Origin of the sequence: Streptomyces sp. ActVer, assembly GCF_027270795.1 — a bacterium.
Classification (GTDB): domain Bacteria; phylum Actinomycetota; class Actinomycetes; order Streptomycetales; family Streptomycetaceae; genus Streptomyces; species Streptomyces umbrinus_A.
Genome location: NZ_JAPWHT010000244.1, coordinates 1 through 15,341, shown reverse-complemented (window position 1 = coordinate 15,341; position 15,341 = coordinate 1). Strand labels below are relative to the sequence as shown.

14 protein-coding genes, 1 pseudogene and 1 riboswitch are annotated in these 15,341 nt (G+C 71.4%); of the genes and pseudogenes, 8 read left to right on the top strand and 7 right to left on the bottom strand.

The genetic code is table 11. From position 1 onward, the window contains the following. Positions 1-143 (bottom strand): annotated as a pseudogene (locus O3Q52_RS32280) (phosphatase PAP2 family protein); the annotation flags it as partial. A gap of 132 nt (positions 144-275) precedes the next feature. On the opposite strand from O3Q52_RS32280, the gene O3Q52_RS32275 reads away from it, so the two are divergent. Together O3Q52_RS32275 and O3Q52_RS32270 are read left to right on the top strand one after the other, a co-directional pair. Beyond that, positions 276-1,631: an FAD-binding oxidoreductase gene (locus O3Q52_RS32275; protein ID WP_269652225.1), complete on the top strand. Its 1,356-nt coding sequence runs from the start codon at positions 276-278 to the stop codon at positions 1,629-1,631. A 55-nt stretch (positions 1,632-1,686) separates the two neighbouring features. Beyond that, on the top strand, positions 1,687-2,442 hold the full coding sequence (locus O3Q52_RS32270; RefSeq protein WP_269652224.1) for a decaprenylphospho-beta-D-erythro-pentofuranosid-2-ulose 2-reductase: 756 nt from the start codon (positions 1,687-1,689) through the stop codon (positions 2,440-2,442). Positions 2,443-2,552: 110 nt separating this feature from the next. Here O3Q52_RS32270 and O3Q52_RS32265 read toward each other — a convergent pair whose 3' ends face one another. The 3 genes from O3Q52_RS32265 to trpS form a co-directional block, all read right to left on the bottom strand. Next, positions 2,553-3,758, bottom strand: coding sequence for a hypothetical protein (locus O3Q52_RS32265; protein ID WP_269652223.1), 1,206 nt, complete (start codon positions 3,756-3,758; stop codon positions 2,553-2,555). 97 nt (positions 3,759-3,855) lie between these two features. After that, positions 3,856-4,434: a 2'-5' RNA ligase family protein gene (locus O3Q52_RS32260; RefSeq protein WP_269652222.1), complete on the bottom strand. Its 579-nt coding sequence runs from the start codon at positions 4,432-4,434 to the stop codon at positions 3,856-3,858. A 180-nt stretch (positions 4,435-4,614) separates the two neighbouring features. Further along, the gene (gene trpS / locus O3Q52_RS32255) at positions 4,615-5,628 is read right to left on the bottom strand and encodes a tryptophan--tRNA ligase (protein WP_269652221.1); all 1,014 of its coding nucleotides are present in this window, start codon (positions 5,626-5,628) and stop codon (positions 4,615-4,617) included. A 142-nt stretch (positions 5,629-5,770) separates the two neighbouring features. Here trpS and O3Q52_RS32250 point away from each other — a divergent pair, with 142 nt between their 5' ends. The 4 genes from O3Q52_RS32250 to O3Q52_RS32235 all read left to right on the top strand — a co-directional run bounded on the left by O3Q52_RS32250 (position 5,771) and on the right by O3Q52_RS32235 (position 9,452). After that, the gene (locus tag O3Q52_RS32250; protein ID WP_332112967.1) at positions 5,771-6,412 is read left to right on the top strand and encodes an RNA polymerase sigma factor; all 642 of its coding nucleotides are present in this window, start codon (positions 5,771-5,773) and stop codon (positions 6,410-6,412) included. Continuing rightward, positions 6,405-7,334, top strand: coding sequence for a hypothetical protein (locus O3Q52_RS32245; RefSeq protein WP_269652219.1), 930 nt, complete (start codon positions 6,405-6,407; stop codon positions 7,332-7,334). The genes O3Q52_RS32250 and O3Q52_RS32245 overlap by 8 nt, the downstream gene beginning before the upstream one ends. 192 nt (positions 7,335-7,526) lie before the next feature. Then, positions 7,527-8,312, top strand: coding sequence for a hypothetical protein (locus O3Q52_RS32240; protein WP_269652218.1), 786 nt, complete (start codon positions 7,527-7,529; stop codon positions 8,310-8,312). 459 nt (positions 8,313-8,771) lie between these two features. Then, positions 8,772-9,452, top strand: a complete 681-nt coding sequence (locus O3Q52_RS32235) for a hypothetical protein (RefSeq protein WP_269652217.1) — start codon at positions 8,772-8,774, stop codon at positions 9,450-9,452. Positions 9,453-9,579: 127 nt separating this feature from the next. Here the strand turns inward: O3Q52_RS32235 and O3Q52_RS32230 are convergent, their stop codons facing one another. Continuing rightward, on the bottom strand, positions 9,580-11,025 hold the full coding sequence (locus tag O3Q52_RS32230; RefSeq protein ID WP_269652216.1) for a glycine hydroxymethyltransferase: 1,446 nt from the start codon (positions 11,023-11,025) through the stop codon (positions 9,580-9,582). Positions 11,026-11,057: 32 nt separating this feature from the next. After that, a riboswitch (ZMP/ZTP riboswitch) is annotated at positions 11,058-11,144 on the bottom strand. Positions 11,145-11,317: 173 nt separating this feature from the next. Here O3Q52_RS32230 and rocD point away from each other — a divergent pair. Further along, complete coding sequence (rocD, locus tag O3Q52_RS32225; protein ID WP_269652215.1) at positions 11,318-12,523, top strand: ornithine--oxo-acid transaminase; 1,206 nt, start codon at positions 11,318-11,320, stop codon at positions 12,521-12,523. Positions 12,524-12,586: 63 nt separating this feature from the next. Here the strand turns inward: rocD and O3Q52_RS32220 are convergent, their stop codons facing one another. Together O3Q52_RS32220 and O3Q52_RS32215 are read right to left on the bottom strand one after the other, a co-directional pair. Then, complete coding sequence (locus O3Q52_RS32220; RefSeq protein ID WP_269652214.1) at positions 12,587-13,771, bottom strand: glutathionylspermidine synthase family protein; 1,185 nt, start codon at positions 13,769-13,771, stop codon at positions 12,587-12,589. Positions 13,772-13,822: 51 nt separating this feature from the next. After that, positions 13,823-14,176: a hypothetical protein gene (locus O3Q52_RS32215; RefSeq protein WP_269652213.1), complete on the bottom strand. Its 354-nt coding sequence runs from the start codon at positions 14,174-14,176 to the stop codon at positions 13,823-13,825. A 148-nt stretch (positions 14,177-14,324) separates the two neighbouring features. On the opposite strand from O3Q52_RS32215, the gene O3Q52_RS32210 reads away from it, so the two are divergent. Next, the gene (locus O3Q52_RS32210) at positions 14,325-15,233 is read left to right on the top strand and encodes a hypothetical protein (protein WP_269652212.1); all 909 of its coding nucleotides are present in this window, start codon (positions 14,325-14,327) and stop codon (positions 15,231-15,233) included. Positions 15,234-15,341 lie beyond the last annotated feature (108 nt).

Sequence of the window (15,341 nt, the reverse complement as noted above, 5' to 3'; positions counted from 1 at the left end):
CACAGCGCGCCGTGCTCGCCGGCCAGGGACAGGGCCCGCGCGGCGGCGGCGACGCGCGGGGCGGCACCGCGGGCGTGGAGGGCCGTAAGGATCCGGTGGTCCAGGTCGGGGCGGTCGTCGTGGTGGTCGTCGTGGTGGTCCATGTGGACTCACTGTTCACGTCAACACGGCAGGAACTCCGGCAATATTGAGCGACATCCCATTAATCACCCATTTCGGGGAGAGTGAGGATGTTAGGGAACTAACGGTTACTTTCGGGCGATACGGTCGCGGGCATGCCTGCCGACACGGTTTCCGTCACGGGGTGGGGCCGCACCGCCCCCACCACCGCCCGTCTGATCCGCCTTCGTTCGTACGAGGAGGCCGCGGCGGCCGTCCGGGAGTGCGGGGCCCGCGGAGGCATCCCACGAGGCCTGGGACGGGCCTACGGGGACGCGGCGCAGAACGCGGGCGGGGCCGTGTTCGACATGACGGGCCTGGACCGCGTCCACGCGATCGACGCCGACGGGGGGACCGTGCTGTGCGACGCGGGCGTCTCGTTGCACCGCCTCATGGAAGTCCTGCTGCCACTGGGCTGGTTCGTGCCGGTGACGCCCGGGACCCGCTATGTGACGGTCGGCGGGGCGATCGGCGCGGACATCCACGGCAAGAACCACCACGTGTCCGGCTCGTTCGCCCGCCATGTGCTCTCCTTCGAACTGCTGACCGCGGACGGCGAGATCCGTACGGTGAGTCGCGGCACGCCCCTCTTCGACGCCACGGCGGGCGGGATGGGCCTGACCGGTGTCATCCTCACGGCCACCCTCCGGCTGCAGCCCGTGGCGACCTCGTTGATGTCGGTCGACACGGAACGCGCCACGGACCTGGACGACTTGATGGCCCGCCTGACGGCCACCGACCACCGCTACCGCTACTCGGTCGCCTGGATCGACCTGCTGGCCCGCGGCGCGTCGATGGGGCGTTCGGTGCTGACCCGGGGCGATCACGCTCCCCTGGAGGCGCTGGCGGACCGCACGCGCGCACGTAGAGCCCCTTTGGAGTTCCGTCCCGGCAGCCTGCCCGCCGCCCCCGCCTGGCTGCCCGAGGGGCTGCTCGGCCGGACGACGGTCGGCCTCTTCAACGAGCTCTGGTACCGCAGGGCGCCCCGCGCGCGCAGCGGCGAACTGCAGCGGATCTCCACCTTCTTCCACCCCCTCGACGGCGTGCCGCACTGGAACCGCGTCTACGGGCGCGGCGGTTTCGTGCAGTACCAGTTCGTCGTCGGATACGGCCAGGAGGACGCCCTGCGCCGGATCGTGCACCGCATCTCACAGCGTCGCTGCCCCTCCTTCCTCGCCGTCCTGAAGCGCTTCGGGGAGGGCGATCCGGGCTGGCTGTCCTTCCCGATGCCCGGCTGGACCCTCGCCCTGGACATCCCAGCGAACCTGCCGGGCCTCGGCGGCTTCCTGGACGAGCTGGACGAGGAGGTCACCGCTGCCGCCGGGCGTGTCTACCTCGCCAAGGACTCCCGGCTGCGGCCCGAGCTGCTCTCGGAGATGTATCCGCGGATGGGCGATTTCCGGGCGCTGCGCGAGGAGTTGGACCCGCGTTCCGTCTTCACCTCGGACCTGTCCCGGCGCCTCGGGCTCTGAGGCGAGCCGCTCGGTGAGTTCGGTTTTCCCACTCTCTCTATAGGAGTTCGGTTTCATGAAGGACGCCTTCGGTGCCCCCCAGTCCATGCTCGTTCTCGGCGGCACGTCCGAGATCGCGCTGGCCACCGCGCGGCGGCTGATCGCCCGCCGGACCCGCACGGTGTGGCTCGCCGGCCGCCCCTCGCCCGCCCTGGAGTCGGCCGCCGCCGACCTGCGCGTCCTCGGCGCGGACGTCCGTACGGTCGCCTTCGACGCGCTCGACCCCGACGCCCACGAGATCACCCTCGGCAAGGTCTTCGCCGAGGGCGACATCGACCTCGTACTGCTCGCGTTCGGTGTCCTCGGCGACCAGTCGCGCGACGAGAACGAGCCCGGCTCGGCGGTCCGGGTCGCGCAGACCAACTACACGGGCGCGGTGTCGTCGGGGCTGGTGTGCGCGCGGGCCCTCCAGACCCAGGGACACGGCTCCCTGGTCGTGCTCTCCTCGGTGGCCGGCGAGCGCGCCCGCCGCGCCAACTTCATCTACGGCTCCAGCAAGGCGGGCCTCGACGCCTTCGCCCAGGGCCTGGGCGACGCCCTGCACGGCACGGGCGTCCACGTGATGGTCGTACGCCCCGGCTTCGTCCGCACCAGGATGACGACGGGCCTGCCCGAGGCCCCTCTCGCGACGACCCCCGAGGCGGTCGCCACGGCCATCGAGACGGGCCTGCGCCGACGCTCCGAGACGGTGTGGGTACCGGGGGCACTGCGGCTGGTCATGTCGGCCCTGAGGCACGTACCGAGGGCGGTGTTCCGCCGCCTGCCGATCTAGGGGGCGGCGCTCGGGGGCGCCCCGTAAGGGGCGCGGGGAACTGCGCGACAAGCCCCCACCGGCCCGCACTCCGAACACTGCCCCGCCCCCGCCCCGCTCCCCGCGGAGCGCTACCGCTTGAGCGACACGATCACGGACTTGCTCATCGGATTCCCGCTCTGGTTCACCTGGACGTGCCCCACCCCGAGAACCCGGTCGGTGCCAGGCACGACCTCCACCGCCGACAACCACAACGACTGCCGGGAAGTCGCCCGCACCCCACCCTCGCTGGGCAACCGAGGCCGCTTGATCTTCGTACAGGCACCATCGCTGTCGACGTACCGATTGCCGTCCAGGAACAGCCCGCGCGTGCCGTCGACCGCCATGGGGACGCACCCGGCGCAGTCACCCTCGGCGTCGGGCGCCTTGGCCCAGCCCGAGCCGTCCCAGCGGAGCCGTACGGGCTCCTCCTGGGGTTCGTCCTCCACCTCGCCGTGGTTGAAGCTGTGCATGCCGTACGCGCGGACGTCGTCGGCGGCGAGAGCGAGGACGTCGTCGATCGAGGCGCCGGGTTCGGGCGGCACCGGCTCGGGGAAGCGGTAGGCGGGGGTCTCCGTCAGCTGCCAGGAGGAGCCGTCCCAGCGCACGGCCGCGGGCTGTGTGAACTCTCCGCCGTCACTGCCGTCGCCCGTCTCGCGGTGGCCGACGGCCCACAGGTCGTCGGCCGCGACGCCGTCGAGCGAGACGACGGTGGCGGGCAGGGTCGAGGTGCTCCACCGGGTGCCGTCCCAGTGGTGGATCCGCGACTCGCCGCCCAGGGCCCAGACGTCGTCGGCCGCTAAGGCCTTCATGTCGACGAGCCGGCCGCCGTCGCCCGGCAGCTCCGGGAGCGCGGTCCAGCGCGTGCCGTCCCAGCGGACCGTCCGTGGCCCTGCCAGGGTCGGCTGCGAGGCCGTCAGCAGGAACCCGTCCGGGCCCAGGGAGTCGAAGCGGGCCTCGTGGACGGTGGAACCGAGCGCGGCGGGCATCGGCTGCCGCTGCCGGCGCGTGCCGTCGTGGTGGAGCAGAAACCCGTCGTCGGGTGACGGATTCTCACTGACCGTGGCAGTGACGGTGCCCACTGCCCAGATGTCGTCGTCGGCCGTCGCGATCACGTCCGACAGCTCGCTCTCGTCGTCGAGGATCTCGTCGTAGGCCCAGGTCGGCCCGGACGTCCCACCGGCCTCCGGTGAGGGCGACGAGGGCTGCTTCGCCCTGCCGTCGTCGCCGTCGGCCTCCGTACCGCATCCGGCCAGCCCTAGGCCCAGCACGGCGAGCCCCGTCACGATCCTGCGCATGACCCCCTGAACGTCCGACTCCCCGCTCGCCCGGCCCGTGGGCCGTCCGGTCGGTGGGCTGTCCGCCGACGGGCCGGCCAGTCGGCGCGCTGTCCGCTCAGCGGGCCGGGAGCGGGCCACGCTCCGCGCGGGCGGCCTGCGGCGGTACGACCGCGCCCCCGAAGACGTAGTCACGCAGCCTGCGCCACACGCCGTCGGCCCCCTGCTCGTAGAGCGCGAAGCCGGTGCACGGCCAGTCGGCCGCGTACTCCGCAAGCTCCTCGAACGCCCGGTCCATCGCCTCGTCGTCGATGCCGTGCGCCACCGTCACATGCGGGTGGTACGGGAACTGCAGCTCGCGCGCCACGGGCCCGGACGCGTCCCTGACCTGCTTCTGCAGCCAGGTGCAGGCCTCGGCCCCCTCGACGACCTGCACGAACACGACGGGCGACAGCGGGCGGAAGGTCCCCGTGCCCGACAGGCGCATCAGGAAGGGCCGGCCGACGGCCGCGACCTCGACGAGATGCGCCTCGATCGCGGGGAGCGCCGACTCGTCGACCTCGGTCGGCGGCAGCAGTGTGACGTGCGTGGGAATGCCGGAAGCCGCGGGGTCGCCGAAGCCCGCGCGCCGCTCCTGGAGCAGGCTGCCGTGTGGCTCCGGGACCGCGATCGACACACCGATCGTTACGGTCCCCACGTCGTCTCCTGTCGTTGTGTTGATGTTCTGTCGTGTTTATGTAGTTCTCGGGCAGAGGTTGCTGCCGGTTCGGCTATCGACTGTACGGCCGTACGGCCCCGTTCCGGTTGTCGTACCGGTGTTGTCCTGGTCTCGTACTGGCTGTTGTCCCGGTTGTCGGCCCGGTTGTCGTCCCGACGGTCAGTGCTTCGCCGGCAGGAAACCCACTCTGTCGTACGTCTGGGAGAGGGTCTCCGCGGCGACGGCGCGGGCCTTCTCGGCCCCCTTGGCCAGGATCGAGTCGAGCGTCTCCGGGTCGTCCAGATACTGCTGGGTACGCTCCCGGAACGGCGTCACGAAGTCGACCATGACCTCGGCGAGGTCAGTCTTCAGCGCACCGTAGCCCTTGCCGACGTACTTCTGCTCCAGTTCCGCGATACCGGTCCCGGTGAGGGTGGAGTAGATGGTCAGCAGGTTGCTGACGCCGGGCTTGTTCTCGACGTCGTACCTGATCACCGTGTCCGTGTCGGTGACCGCGCTCCTGACCTTCTTGGCGGTGACCTTCGGCTCGTCGAGAAGGTTGATGAGGCCCTTCGGAGTCGACGCCGACTTGCTCATCTTGATCGCCGGGTCCTGGAGATCGAAGATCTTCGCCGTCTCCTTGAGGATGTACGGCTTCGGAACGGTGAACGTCTGCCCGAAGCGGCCGTTGAAGCGCTCGGCGAGGTCGCGCGTCAGCTCGATGTGCTGGCGCTGGTCCTCACCCACCGGAACCTCGTTGGCCTGGTACAGCAGGATGTCCGCGACCTGCAGGATCGGGTACGTGAAGAGGCCGACCGAGGCGCGCTCGGCACCCTGCTTGGCGGACTTGTCCTTGAACTGGGTCATGCGGGATGCCTCGCCGAAGCCGGTGAGGCAGTTCATGATCCAGGCGAGCTGTGCGTGCTCGGGGACATGGCTCTGGACGAAGAGCGTGCAGCGCTCCGGGTCGAGACCGGCGGCCAGCAGCTGGGCGGTGGCGAGCCGGGTGTTGGCGCGGAGGTCCGCGGGGTCCTGCGGAATGGTGATCGCGTGCAGGTCGACGACCATGTAGAACGCGTCGTGGGACTCCTGCAGGGCCACCCACTGGCGGACGGCGCCGAGGTAGTTGCCGAGGTGGAACGAGCCTGCGGTGGGCTGGATTCCAGAAAGCACGCGGGGACGGTCTGAAGCCATGCTCACCATTCTCTCAGGTGTCAGGGGCCGTTCCGGAACTGGTCGGAAACAGATGTGACACGGGTGGGAACCGATCCGCCTCCGGCGGTGTAACAAGAGCGTGAGGACGCGGGAGGGGGGCCGCATCGTCGATGAGGCCGCGGTGATCGCACGCGTGCGCGCCGGAGAGCCGGAGGCGTATGCGGAGCTGGTGCGTGCCCATACGGGCCTCGCGCTCAGGGCGGCCGCGGCACTGGGGGCGGGTGCGGACGCGGAGGACGTGGTGCAGCAGGCCTTCTTCAAGGCCTACTGCTCCTTGGGGCGCTTTCGGGACGGCGCGGCGTTCAAGCCATGGCTGCTCTCGATCGTCGCCAATGAGACGAGGAACACAGTGCGGACGGCGGTGCGCCAGCGGACGCTGGCCGGCCGTGAGGCCGCCCTCGTGGAGGCCGAGCCGCTGATACCGGAATCGGCGGATCCGGCGGCCGCGGCCCTGGAGGTCGAGCGCCGGACTGCCCTGCTGACCGCCCTGGAAGGGCTGGGCGAGGACCACCGGCTGGTCGTCACCTACCGCTATCTGCTGGAGATGGACGAGTCGGAGACCGCCCAGGCCCTGGGCTGGCCGCGGGGGACGGTGAAATCCCGGCTCAACCGCGCCCTGCGGAAGCTCGGCAGACTGCTGCCGGAGTTCGAGCCGCGGGAGGGTTCCAGGGGGTCGGAGGCTTCGGGGAATGCGGGAGATGCGGAGGGCCTGGGCGGCCCGAGAGGTCGGAAGACGCGGGGAGGAGGTGAAGAGCGTGAGTGACTCCGACGAGTCGTACGAGGCGGGGGGCGCGGGGTCGTCCGGTGACCGGGGCCGTGGTGAGGGCCGGCATGAGGACGGGCGCGGGCATGGGCCTGGGCAGGGGGATGGGCACGGGGAGGGTGTCTCCCGGTTGCCCGAGGAGCTGCGGGCGCTCGGGCGGTCGCTGGACCGGCCCGGCGCGGCGGGCGGTGAGTCGATGGTCGAGCGGGTGCTGGAGCAGATACTCACCGAGCACGTGCCGGTACCCGTGGCCGAGCCGCCGGGCCTCGCGGAGCGGCTGAGGGCGGTGCGCCGCTGGGCCCGGGCGCGTCGGCGCGCGCTGGCCGCGGGGCTGTGCGGTCTGCTGACGGTCCTCGTGCTCACGCCTCCGGTGCGCGCCGCGGTCGTCGAGTGGTTCGACTTCGGCGGGGTGGAGGTGCGGTACGACCCGTCGGCGACGCCTTCGCACGGGGCCGAGGTGCCCGGCTGCGGCGGCCCGTCCCTCACTCTCGCCGAGGCCGAGCGGCGGGCGGGCTTCGCGCCCCTCACACCCCCTGCTCTGGGGACCCCGGAGGCGGTGACGGTGACCCGCGAGCCGAAGGGGCGGTTCCTGATCACCCTGTGCTGGCGCGAGCAGGGGCGCACGGTCCGGCTGGACGAGTATCCGGCGGTGCTGAGTCCCGGGTTCACCAAGTTCGTGAGGGAGCAGCCGGAGTATGTGCCGCTGGGCAAGGACGCGGACTTCGTCGAGCGTACGGCGCTGTGGTTTCCGGACCCTCATCTCCTGCGCCTCTGGCTGATGGACGGGGACGGGGAGTTCACCCACTCCACCCGGACCGCGGGACCCACGCTGCTGTGGGTGCACGGGGGCGACCTGACACTCCGGCTGGAGGGTGTGGCGTCCAGGGCACGGGCGGTGGAGATCGCGAAGTCGCTGGACTAGCGGGCCTGTTGGCCAGGACGGGGCGGGGCGGGCGGAGCGATGTGGGGCAGGGCGGCGCGGCGCGGCGGCCCGGCGCGGATGTCTCGAAATTTTGGTCGGTGTCGAGTGGGAACCCCGGCGGGTCGAGCGGTGTACCAGAAGTGACACGCGGGTGCGGGCGGACCGCACCGGAGCCGATTGGGGGGTGTCGGGATGCGCAGGGTTCGTGCACGGGTGACGGGGAGCCGGGGTTGGGCGGCGGTCTCGGGCTGGGCGATGGCGCTCGGCCTGGTGGTGCTGTGCGCGCCCACGGCGACGGCCGGCGGTCCGACGAGTGTGCTGGTGGTCTCGCCGGAGAGCGGCCAGAGCACAGCGCTCTACAACTCGAAGGAGGAGTATGGGGAGTTGGAGCGCCTCCTCGGACAGCCGGGCAGCGGCACCCGCGAGGAGCCGCCCGGGCTGGGCGTGGGCAGCGGCCGGCAGATCAATGTCACCTGGATGCTCCATGACGTCTCGCCCTGGCGGGTCGACCGCGTCTACCCGGAGACACCGCGCACCAAGGACGTCTGGATACACACGGCGGCCAACGTTCCGAAGTCCATGAACGGCTACTGGCACAAGGCCGAGCAACCGGCGGCGGTGCGCGCACTGTTGAAGAAGCTCGGCGTGATGGGTGAATCCTCGTCCGGCGCGGGCGCGGGGGCCATCTATCCGGCGCCCTGGGAGACGGCGGAGGGTGCCGCTTCCGGGTCCGCACCCGAGTCCGAGTCCGGGTCCGGGTCCGGGTCCACAGAGCAGTCCGGCACGGCTGGGGCCGCCGCGGCGGCGGGCGATGACACCGATTGGTGGTGGGCGATACCTGGGCTGGTGACGGGGGCTGTGCTGGCCCTGGGGCTGCGGCCGTTCGTCGGGCGGTTGCCGGGAGTTCGGGAGTTGAGCCGTCGGCGGCGGGTTCGGGTGCGGGAGGCGGGCCCTCGGCAGGAGCTGAGGGACGTCTGAGAGGGGCTCTGAGAAGGGCGTTTGAGAGGAACTTCCGGGTGGGGTGGCTGAGGGGGCTGTCGGAGGAGGGGCCTTGCGTGGAGGGGGAGTTGTGGTGGGGCGAGTTGTGGTGGGCAGGACTTGTGAGGGGGAAGCCTTGAGGCTGGGCTCACGAAGGCAGGGCTCATGAAGGTGAGGGTCGGGCGCGTGGGGGTGGCCCTCGGTTTGCGGCACCGAAGAGCGGGGGCAGCCCGTGGCCTGCGGATCCGGGGAACGGGGGTCCGGGGCATGCTGCTCCCGTGGCTACGGATCTGGGGCCTACGTATCCAAGGCCTACGAATCCGGGGAACGAGGGCCCAGGGCATGGGTGCGGCCCGTCGCCTTCGGGTCGGGCGGGTAGGAGCGGGTCCGAGCGGGCGGGTAAGAGCAGGCCCAGGCGGCCGGCTCGGCGGCAGGGCGCCTGGCGGAGTCGTGTCCGTCATGGCCGCTCTCGTCGTCGTGGCTCTCGTCGGGCTCGGGGCTCCTCGGGCACACGCGGCGGTGCCGTCCGCGGCCCCAGCGTCGGCATCGGCATCGGTGCCGGATCCCGACGTTCCGAACCTGGCGGTGGTCATGGCGGGTGACGGCAGCGGGCGGACGACGAGCGTGCGCTCCGGGGATCCGTACTTCGCGCGGCTCTGGCGGTTGTTGGGGCCGTCGGACACGGACACGGAGAAGGTTCCGGAGCACTGGCTGGAGGGCGGCTTCCCTGCCGTGCGGGCCACCGTGATCTGGGGAACGACCGGCGTGGGCGGCTGGCCCGAGACGGACGGTGCGCCCGGGGGCGACATCTATATGGGGCGCCAGGACCAGCTGTTTCTCGCGGACGACGGCACACCCTGGATACGGAGTGCCCCGGCGGCCGACGTGAACGACGACGACATCCGCTGGCATCGGGCACCGCGGTCGGTCTACGACCAGTTGGAGGGAAAGGAGTTGTTCGGTCCGGGGCGCGTGACGGGCGGTGTGGCTGATCCTGCGGGCGGCCCGGGGTGGGCGATAGCCGGACTCGTGGCGGGCCTCGCCCTCGGCTCCGGCGGCACCCTGCTGATACGCCGCGCGGCGGCCGGGCGTGAGCCGGGGCCGCCGCGGGAGTCACGACAGGAGTTGATCGACTTGTGAGTCGGCCTACGAATCCGCTGGTTCGGTTTGTGGGGCAGTTCCGGCCCAGACCGGGGGTCGGTTCTCGGTCTGGGCAGTCACGCCCGCGCCCTCGCCTGCGATCTCGGCCGAGGTCTCGGCTGAGGCCTTAGCCGAGGTCGATCTCCGGGTAGAGCGGGAAGCCGGTCAGGAGGTCGGTCGCCCGGTGGGAGATCTCCTCGGCGATCTTCGGGTCCAGGACGTGCTGGGCCTTGGAAGGGGCGCCCTTGGCGGTGGTGCCGGGCTCCGTGGTGGCGAGTACGCGGTCGATGAGGCCGGCGATCTCGTCCATCTCGGTGGCGCCGAGGCCACGGGTGGTCAGCGCGGGGGTGCCGATGCGGATGCCGGAGGTGTACCAGGCGCCGTTCGGGTCGGCGGGGATCGCGTTGCGGTTGGTGACGATGCCCGAGTCCAGCAGGGCGGACTCGGCCTGGCGGCCGGTGAGGCCGTAGGAGGAGGCGACGTCGATGAGGTTGAGATGGTTGTCGGTGCCGCCGGTGACCAGCGTGGCGCCGCGTCGCATCAGGCCCTCGGCGAGAGCGCGGGCGTTGTCGACGACGGCCTGGGCGTAGTCGCGGAACTCGGGGCGGCGGGCCTCGGCGAGTGCGACCGCCTTGGCGGCCATCACGTGCGGAAGGGGGCCGCCGAGGACCATCGGGCAGCCGCGGTCGACCTGGTCGGCGAGGGAGGAGTCGCAGAGGACCATGCCGCCGCGCGGACCGCGCAGCGACTTGTGGGTGGTCGTGGTGACGATCTGGGCGTGCGGCACCGGGTCGAAGTCGCCGGTGAGGACCTTGCCTGCGACGAGGCCCGCGAAGTGCGCCATGTCAACCATCAGCGTGGCGCCGACCTCGTCGGCGATCTCCCGCATGATCCGGAAGTTCACGAGACGGGGGTAGGCGGAGTAGCCGGCGACGATGATCAAGGGCTTGAACTCACGGGCGGAGGTGCGCAGGGCCTCGTAGTCGATGAGGCCGGTGGCGGGGTCGGTGCCGTAGGAGCGCTGGTCGAACATCTTGCCGGAGATGTTCGGGCGGAAGCCGTGGGTGAGGTGGCCGCCGGCGTCCAGGGACATGCCGAGCATGCGCTGGTTGCCGAAGGCCTGGCGCAGCTCGGCCCAGTCGGCGTCGGAGAGGTCGTTGACGTTGCGGACGCCGGCCTTCTGCAGGGCGGGGGCCTCGACGCGGGCGGCGAGGACGGCCCAGAAGGCGACGAGGTTGGCGTCGATGCCGGAGTGCGGCTGGGCGTAGGCGTGCTCGGCGCCGAAGAGTTCGCGGGCGTGCTCGGCGGCGAGGGCCTCGACGGTGTCCACGTTGCGGCAGCCGGCGTAGAAGCGGCGGCCGACGGTGCCTTCGGCGTACTTGTCGCTGAACCAGTTGCCCATCGCCAGCAGGGTGGCCGGGGAGGCGTAGTTCTCGGAGGCGATCAGCTTGAGCATCTCGCGCTGGTCGGCGACTTCCTGCCCGATGGCGTCGGCCACGCGGGGCTCGACGGCACGGATCACTTCGAGGGCGCTGCGGAAGGCGGTGGATTCGTTGGAAAGGGGCTCTGACATGACGGCCTCCGGACGTGGGCGTTCGGCGTTCACGGTTCGGCCCAGGCGCACGGCACACAGTTCATGGGCCGCTCCCCGATGGTCGGTCCCATCCCAGCGCGCCAGTCACGGCCCGTGGATCAGCGTACCGGGCGCGCCGGTTCACCGGGTTCCCGCGTCCACCATGCGAGCGACGATAGGAAGGGGGCCACACGCCCTCGGACGGCCGGAAGTGAGCCGGGCCGGGACCCGGGAACAGCAGCGGGAAAAGAAGCAGGTCACGAGCCCTCGTGCGGCCGGAAACGGAGACCCCGTGAGCACCACCGAAGAACTGATCGCCTCGGCCGAAGCGCACAGCGCGCCCACCTACCACCCGCTTCCGGTCGTCGTGGCGACGGCGGACGGGGCCTGGATGACGGATGTCGAGGGGCGCCGTTATCTGGATCTGCTGGCCGGGTATTCGGCGCTGAATTTCGGTCACGGCAACAGGCGGCTGATCGAGGCGGCGAAGGCGCAGCTGGAGCGGGTGACGTTGACGTCGCGGGCGTTCCATCACGACCGGTTCGCCGAGTTCTGCGCGCGGCTGGCCGAGTTGTGCGGCATGGAGATGGTGCTGCCGATGAACACGGGCGCGGAGGCGGTCGAGTCGGCCGTGAAGACCGCCCGAAAGTGGGGGTACCGGGTCAAGGGCGTGCCCGAGGGGATGGCGAAGGTCGTCGTGGCGGGCAACAACTTCCACGGGCGCACGACGACGATCATCAGCTTCTCCACGGACTCCGAGGCGCGGGCGGACTTCGGTCCGTACACGCCGGGCTTCGAGATCGTGCCGTACGGGGATCTGACGGCGATGCGCGCGGCGGTCACGGAGAACACGGTGGCCGTGCTGCTGGAGCCCATTCAGGGCGAGGCGGGGGTGCTGGTGCCGCCGGCCGGCTATCTCGCGGGCGTACGGGAGCTGACGCGGGAGCGGAACGTGCTGTTCGTGGCGGACGAGATCCAGTCGGGCCTCGGGCGGACGGGGCGGACCTTCGCGTGTGAGCACGAGGGGGTCGTGCCGGACATGTATGTGCTGGGCAAGGCGCTCGGCGGCGGAGTCGTGCCGGTGTCGGCGGTGGTGTCGTCGCGCGAGGTGCTCGGGGTGTTCCGGCCGGGTGAGCACGGGTCGACGTTCGGCGGGAATCCGCTGGCCTGTGCCGTGGCGCTGGAGGTGATCGCGATGCTGCGGTCGGGCGAGTACCAGCGGCGGGCCACCGAGCTGGGCGAGCATCTGCACCGGGAGCTGGGGCAGTTGGCCGGTTCGGGCCGGATCACTCAGGTGCGGGGGCGCGGGCTCTGGGCGGGGATCGACATCGACCCGGCGTACGGCACGGGGCGGGAGATCTCCGAGAAGCTGATGGACCGGGGTGTGCTGGTCAAGGACACCCATGGGTCCACGGTCCGGATCGCGCCGCCGCTGGTGATCAGTAAGGAGGACCTGGACTGGGGGCTCGCTCAGCTGCGGGGCGTACTGGGGGTGTGACCGGCCCCTCCGGACCCTCGGGACCGGGGGCGCCCGGCCCGGCGCCGGTGGGCAGCCGGGGGGTCAAAGGATCACGTGCGGCAGGAAGCGGGCGTACTCGTCCGTGATGAGGCCGGAGGATTCGCGGATGCCGAGGCCTGCCGACTCGTTCTCGACGACCCAGGCGCCGAGGACGACGCGGTTGCCGTCGAAGGAAGGGAGGGGCGCCAACTCCTGGTAGCAGCAGGGTTCTTCGCGGACGACGGGAGCGGAGCCCGGTTCGTGGACCGTGACTCCGGCGCCCTCGCGGCCGAGCAGGGGCTTGGCCACGTATCCGCGGGTGGTGGCCAGTTCGCGTGGGCCGTCGAGGAAGGCGGGGAGGAGGTTGGGGTGGTCCGGGTACAGCTCCCAGAGGATCGCGAGGAGGGCCTTGTTGCTGAGCAGCATCTTCCAGGCCGGCTCGATCCACATCGTGGTTCCCGTGCCGCCGCCGTTGTCGAGGGTGGCGAGGACGTGCGGGGCGAAGCGGTCGGTGGTGAGCCATTCCCACGGATAGAGCTTGAAGCAGCTGCGGATGAAGCGGAGTTGCTTGTCGACGAAGCGGCCGGAGAGGCGGTCCCAGCCGATCTCCTCCATGGCGATCCAGGAGGTGTCGAGGCCCGCCTGTTCCGCGGTCTCCTTCAGATAGGCGACGGTCATCAGGTCCTCGCCGAGCTCGTCGGCGGCGGAGTGCGCGAAGTAGAGGGGGCTGCCCGGCGGGAGGAGGGCGGACTGTTTCTTCCAGGCGTCGACGAGGCGTTCGTGGAGGGAGTTCCACTGGTCGGCGCCGGGGAAGCGTTCCTCCATCCAGAACCACTGGGGGCTGGCGGCCTCGACGAGTGACGTCGGGGTGTCGGCGTTGTACTCCAGGAGCTTCGCCGGGCCGGTGCCGTCGTGGCGGAGGTCGAAACGGCCGTACAGGGACGGGAGTTCGGCGCGGCGGTGCCAAGCCTCGGTGACCGCGTCGGCAACTCTGGGGTCGGTGATGCCGAGGTCGGTGAGGCGGTTCTCGGTGACGATGTGTTCGGCCGCCGCCAGGCACATCGTGTGGAGTTCCTCGACGACCTCCTCCAGGGCCTCGACCTCGGGGAGGGAGAAGACGTAGTACGCGGACTCGTCCCAGTACGGGCGCAGGGAGTCGTCCGGATAGCGAGTGAGGGGGTAGATGAGTCCCTGTTCCTCGACGGTCTGCTGCCAGCCGGGGCGGGGGGTCGTGGTGCGGCGTTCCATGACGGCGGTCCGGTTCCTCGGAGTTGCTGGGTTCTCCCGACTTCCCCGGGGTCAGCCGCCGCCGCTGCCCGAGCCGGAGCAGCCGAAGCCGTCGCGGTCCACGGCCTCGCTGCGGCTGAAGGTGCCGTAGTCGGCGTAGCCGGCGCTGACGTCGGCGTCGTAGTACCAGGCGGCGTCGACCGTGCCGGTCCGGCCGCCGCCGCGGTTCTTGCCCGACGAGGTGGAGGTGGAGCCCGACTTGCAGTTCTTGTCGGCGACGATCTTGTAGCCGTCGTACTCGTAGCTGTCGCGGTCCACGCAGCGGCGGTCCGGGTCGGAACCGCACGAGGTGAGGGCCGCGGCGAGGACGCCCATGCCGCCGAGTACGACCGTGCTCGAACGCAGTTTCCTGCGCTGGTCCGCCATGTTCTCTCCCCCGTTGGGCCCGTCCGGCGGGCTCGTCCATGGCCGGCTCGCTCGTCCGGCTCCGGACAGGTTAGAGATCAGGTGAGCGGGTTGTACAAACGGCTCTCCTGAACTCTCCCTCCCCTAGAGTCGCTTTGTGCTCTTTGGAATGGTGTGTGCCCTTGGCGCGGCGGTGTGCTTCGGCACGGCGACGGTGTTGCAGGCGATCGCGGCACGGGCGGCCGCGCGCGGACCGGAGAGCCCCGGCTCCCCGGGCGGTTCCTCGGACGGTTCCCCCGGTGGATCGTCCGACGGGGCTTCCGGTGTGGACGCCGCCCTGTTGTGGCGCGCCCTGCGCGAGTGGCGGTACATCGCCGGGCTCGCGCTCGACGGGGTCGGGTTCGTCCTGCAGATCGCGGCCCTGCGGTCGCTCCCGATCTACACGGTGGGGGCGGCGCTCGCCGCGAGCCTCGCCGTGACGGCGGTGGTCGCCGCATGGCTGCTCCACGTGCGGCTGAGCGGGCTCGAATGGGGCGCGGTCGCGGTGGTGTGCGCGGGGCTCGCGATGCTCGGGCTCGCCTCCGGGGAGGAGGGGGACAAGGCCGGGTCGACCGCGCTCAAGTACGCGATGCTCGGCACCGCCGCGGCTGTATTGCTCCTCGGTGCGCTGGCCGGACGGCTGCCCGATCGGGCCCGGGCGCTCGCGCTCGGGCTGGGTGCAGGGTTCGGGTTCGGGGTGGTCGAGGTGTCGGTCCGGCTCATCGACGGCCTCACCCCCTCGGCGCTCTTCACCAACCCGGCAACGTACGCCCTGCTGCTGGGCGGAGGCGCGGCGTTCCTGCTTCTCACGTCGGCGCTCCAGCGGGGCTCGGTGACGACGGCCACGGCGGGACTGGTCATCGGCGAGACCATCGGGCCCGCGGTGGTGGGGGTGGTGTGGCTGGGAGACCGTACGCGGGAGGGGCTGGCCTGGCTGGCCGTGCTCGGCTTCGCCGTGGCGGTGGCCGGGGCGCTGGCGCTCGCCCGCTTCGGGGAGGCTCCGGTGGAGGTGGACGAGTCGGAGTCGGTTGCGCCGTAGGGCTCCGAGGGAGGGCGGGGTGGGTGACGGGTGCGGTGGCTGCGGTGGGTGGCGGGTGCGGTGGAGGCCGGTTCGCGCCCCACGGCTGCCGAGCCACCCGGCCCCCCA

Bases quoted from the DNA above. Each gene is read 5' to 3' on its own strand.
- O3Q52_RS32240 (WP_269652218.1), top strand. From the start codon at position 7,527: ATGCGCAGGGTTCGTGCACGGGTGACGGGGAGCCGGGGTTGGGCGGCG.
- O3Q52_RS32275 (WP_269652225.1), top strand. From the start codon at position 276: ATGCCTGCCGACACGGTTTCCGTCACGGGGTGGGGCCGCACCGCCCCC.
- O3Q52_RS32270 (WP_269652224.1), top strand. From the start codon at position 1,687: ATGAAGGACGCCTTCGGTGCCCCCCAGTCCATGCTCGTTCTCGGCGGC.
- O3Q52_RS32235 (WP_269652217.1), top strand. From the start codon at position 8,772: ATGGCCGCTCTCGTCGTCGTGGCTCTCGTCGGGCTCGGGGCTCCTCGG.
- O3Q52_RS32215 (WP_269652213.1), bottom strand. From the start codon at position 14,176: ATGGCGGACCAGCGCAGGAAACTGCGTTCGAGCACGGTCGTACTCGGC.
- trpS (WP_269652221.1), bottom strand. From the start codon at position 5,628: ATGGCTTCAGACCGTCCCCGCGTGCTTTCTGGAATCCAGCCCACCGCA.
- O3Q52_RS32265 (WP_269652223.1), bottom strand. From the start codon at position 3,758: ATGCGCAGGATCGTGACGGGGCTCGCCGTGCTGGGCCTAGGGCTGGCC.
- O3Q52_RS32220 (WP_269652214.1), bottom strand. From the start codon at position 13,771: ATGGAACGCCGCACCACGACCCCCCGCCCCGGCTGGCAGCAGACCGTC.
- O3Q52_RS32210 (WP_269652212.1), top strand. From the start codon at position 14,325: ATGGTGTGTGCCCTTGGCGCGGCGGTGTGCTTCGGCACGGCGACGGTG.
- O3Q52_RS32230 (WP_269652216.1), bottom strand. From the start codon at position 11,025: ATGTCAGAGCCCCTTTCCAACGAATCCACCGCCTTCCGCAGCGCCCTC.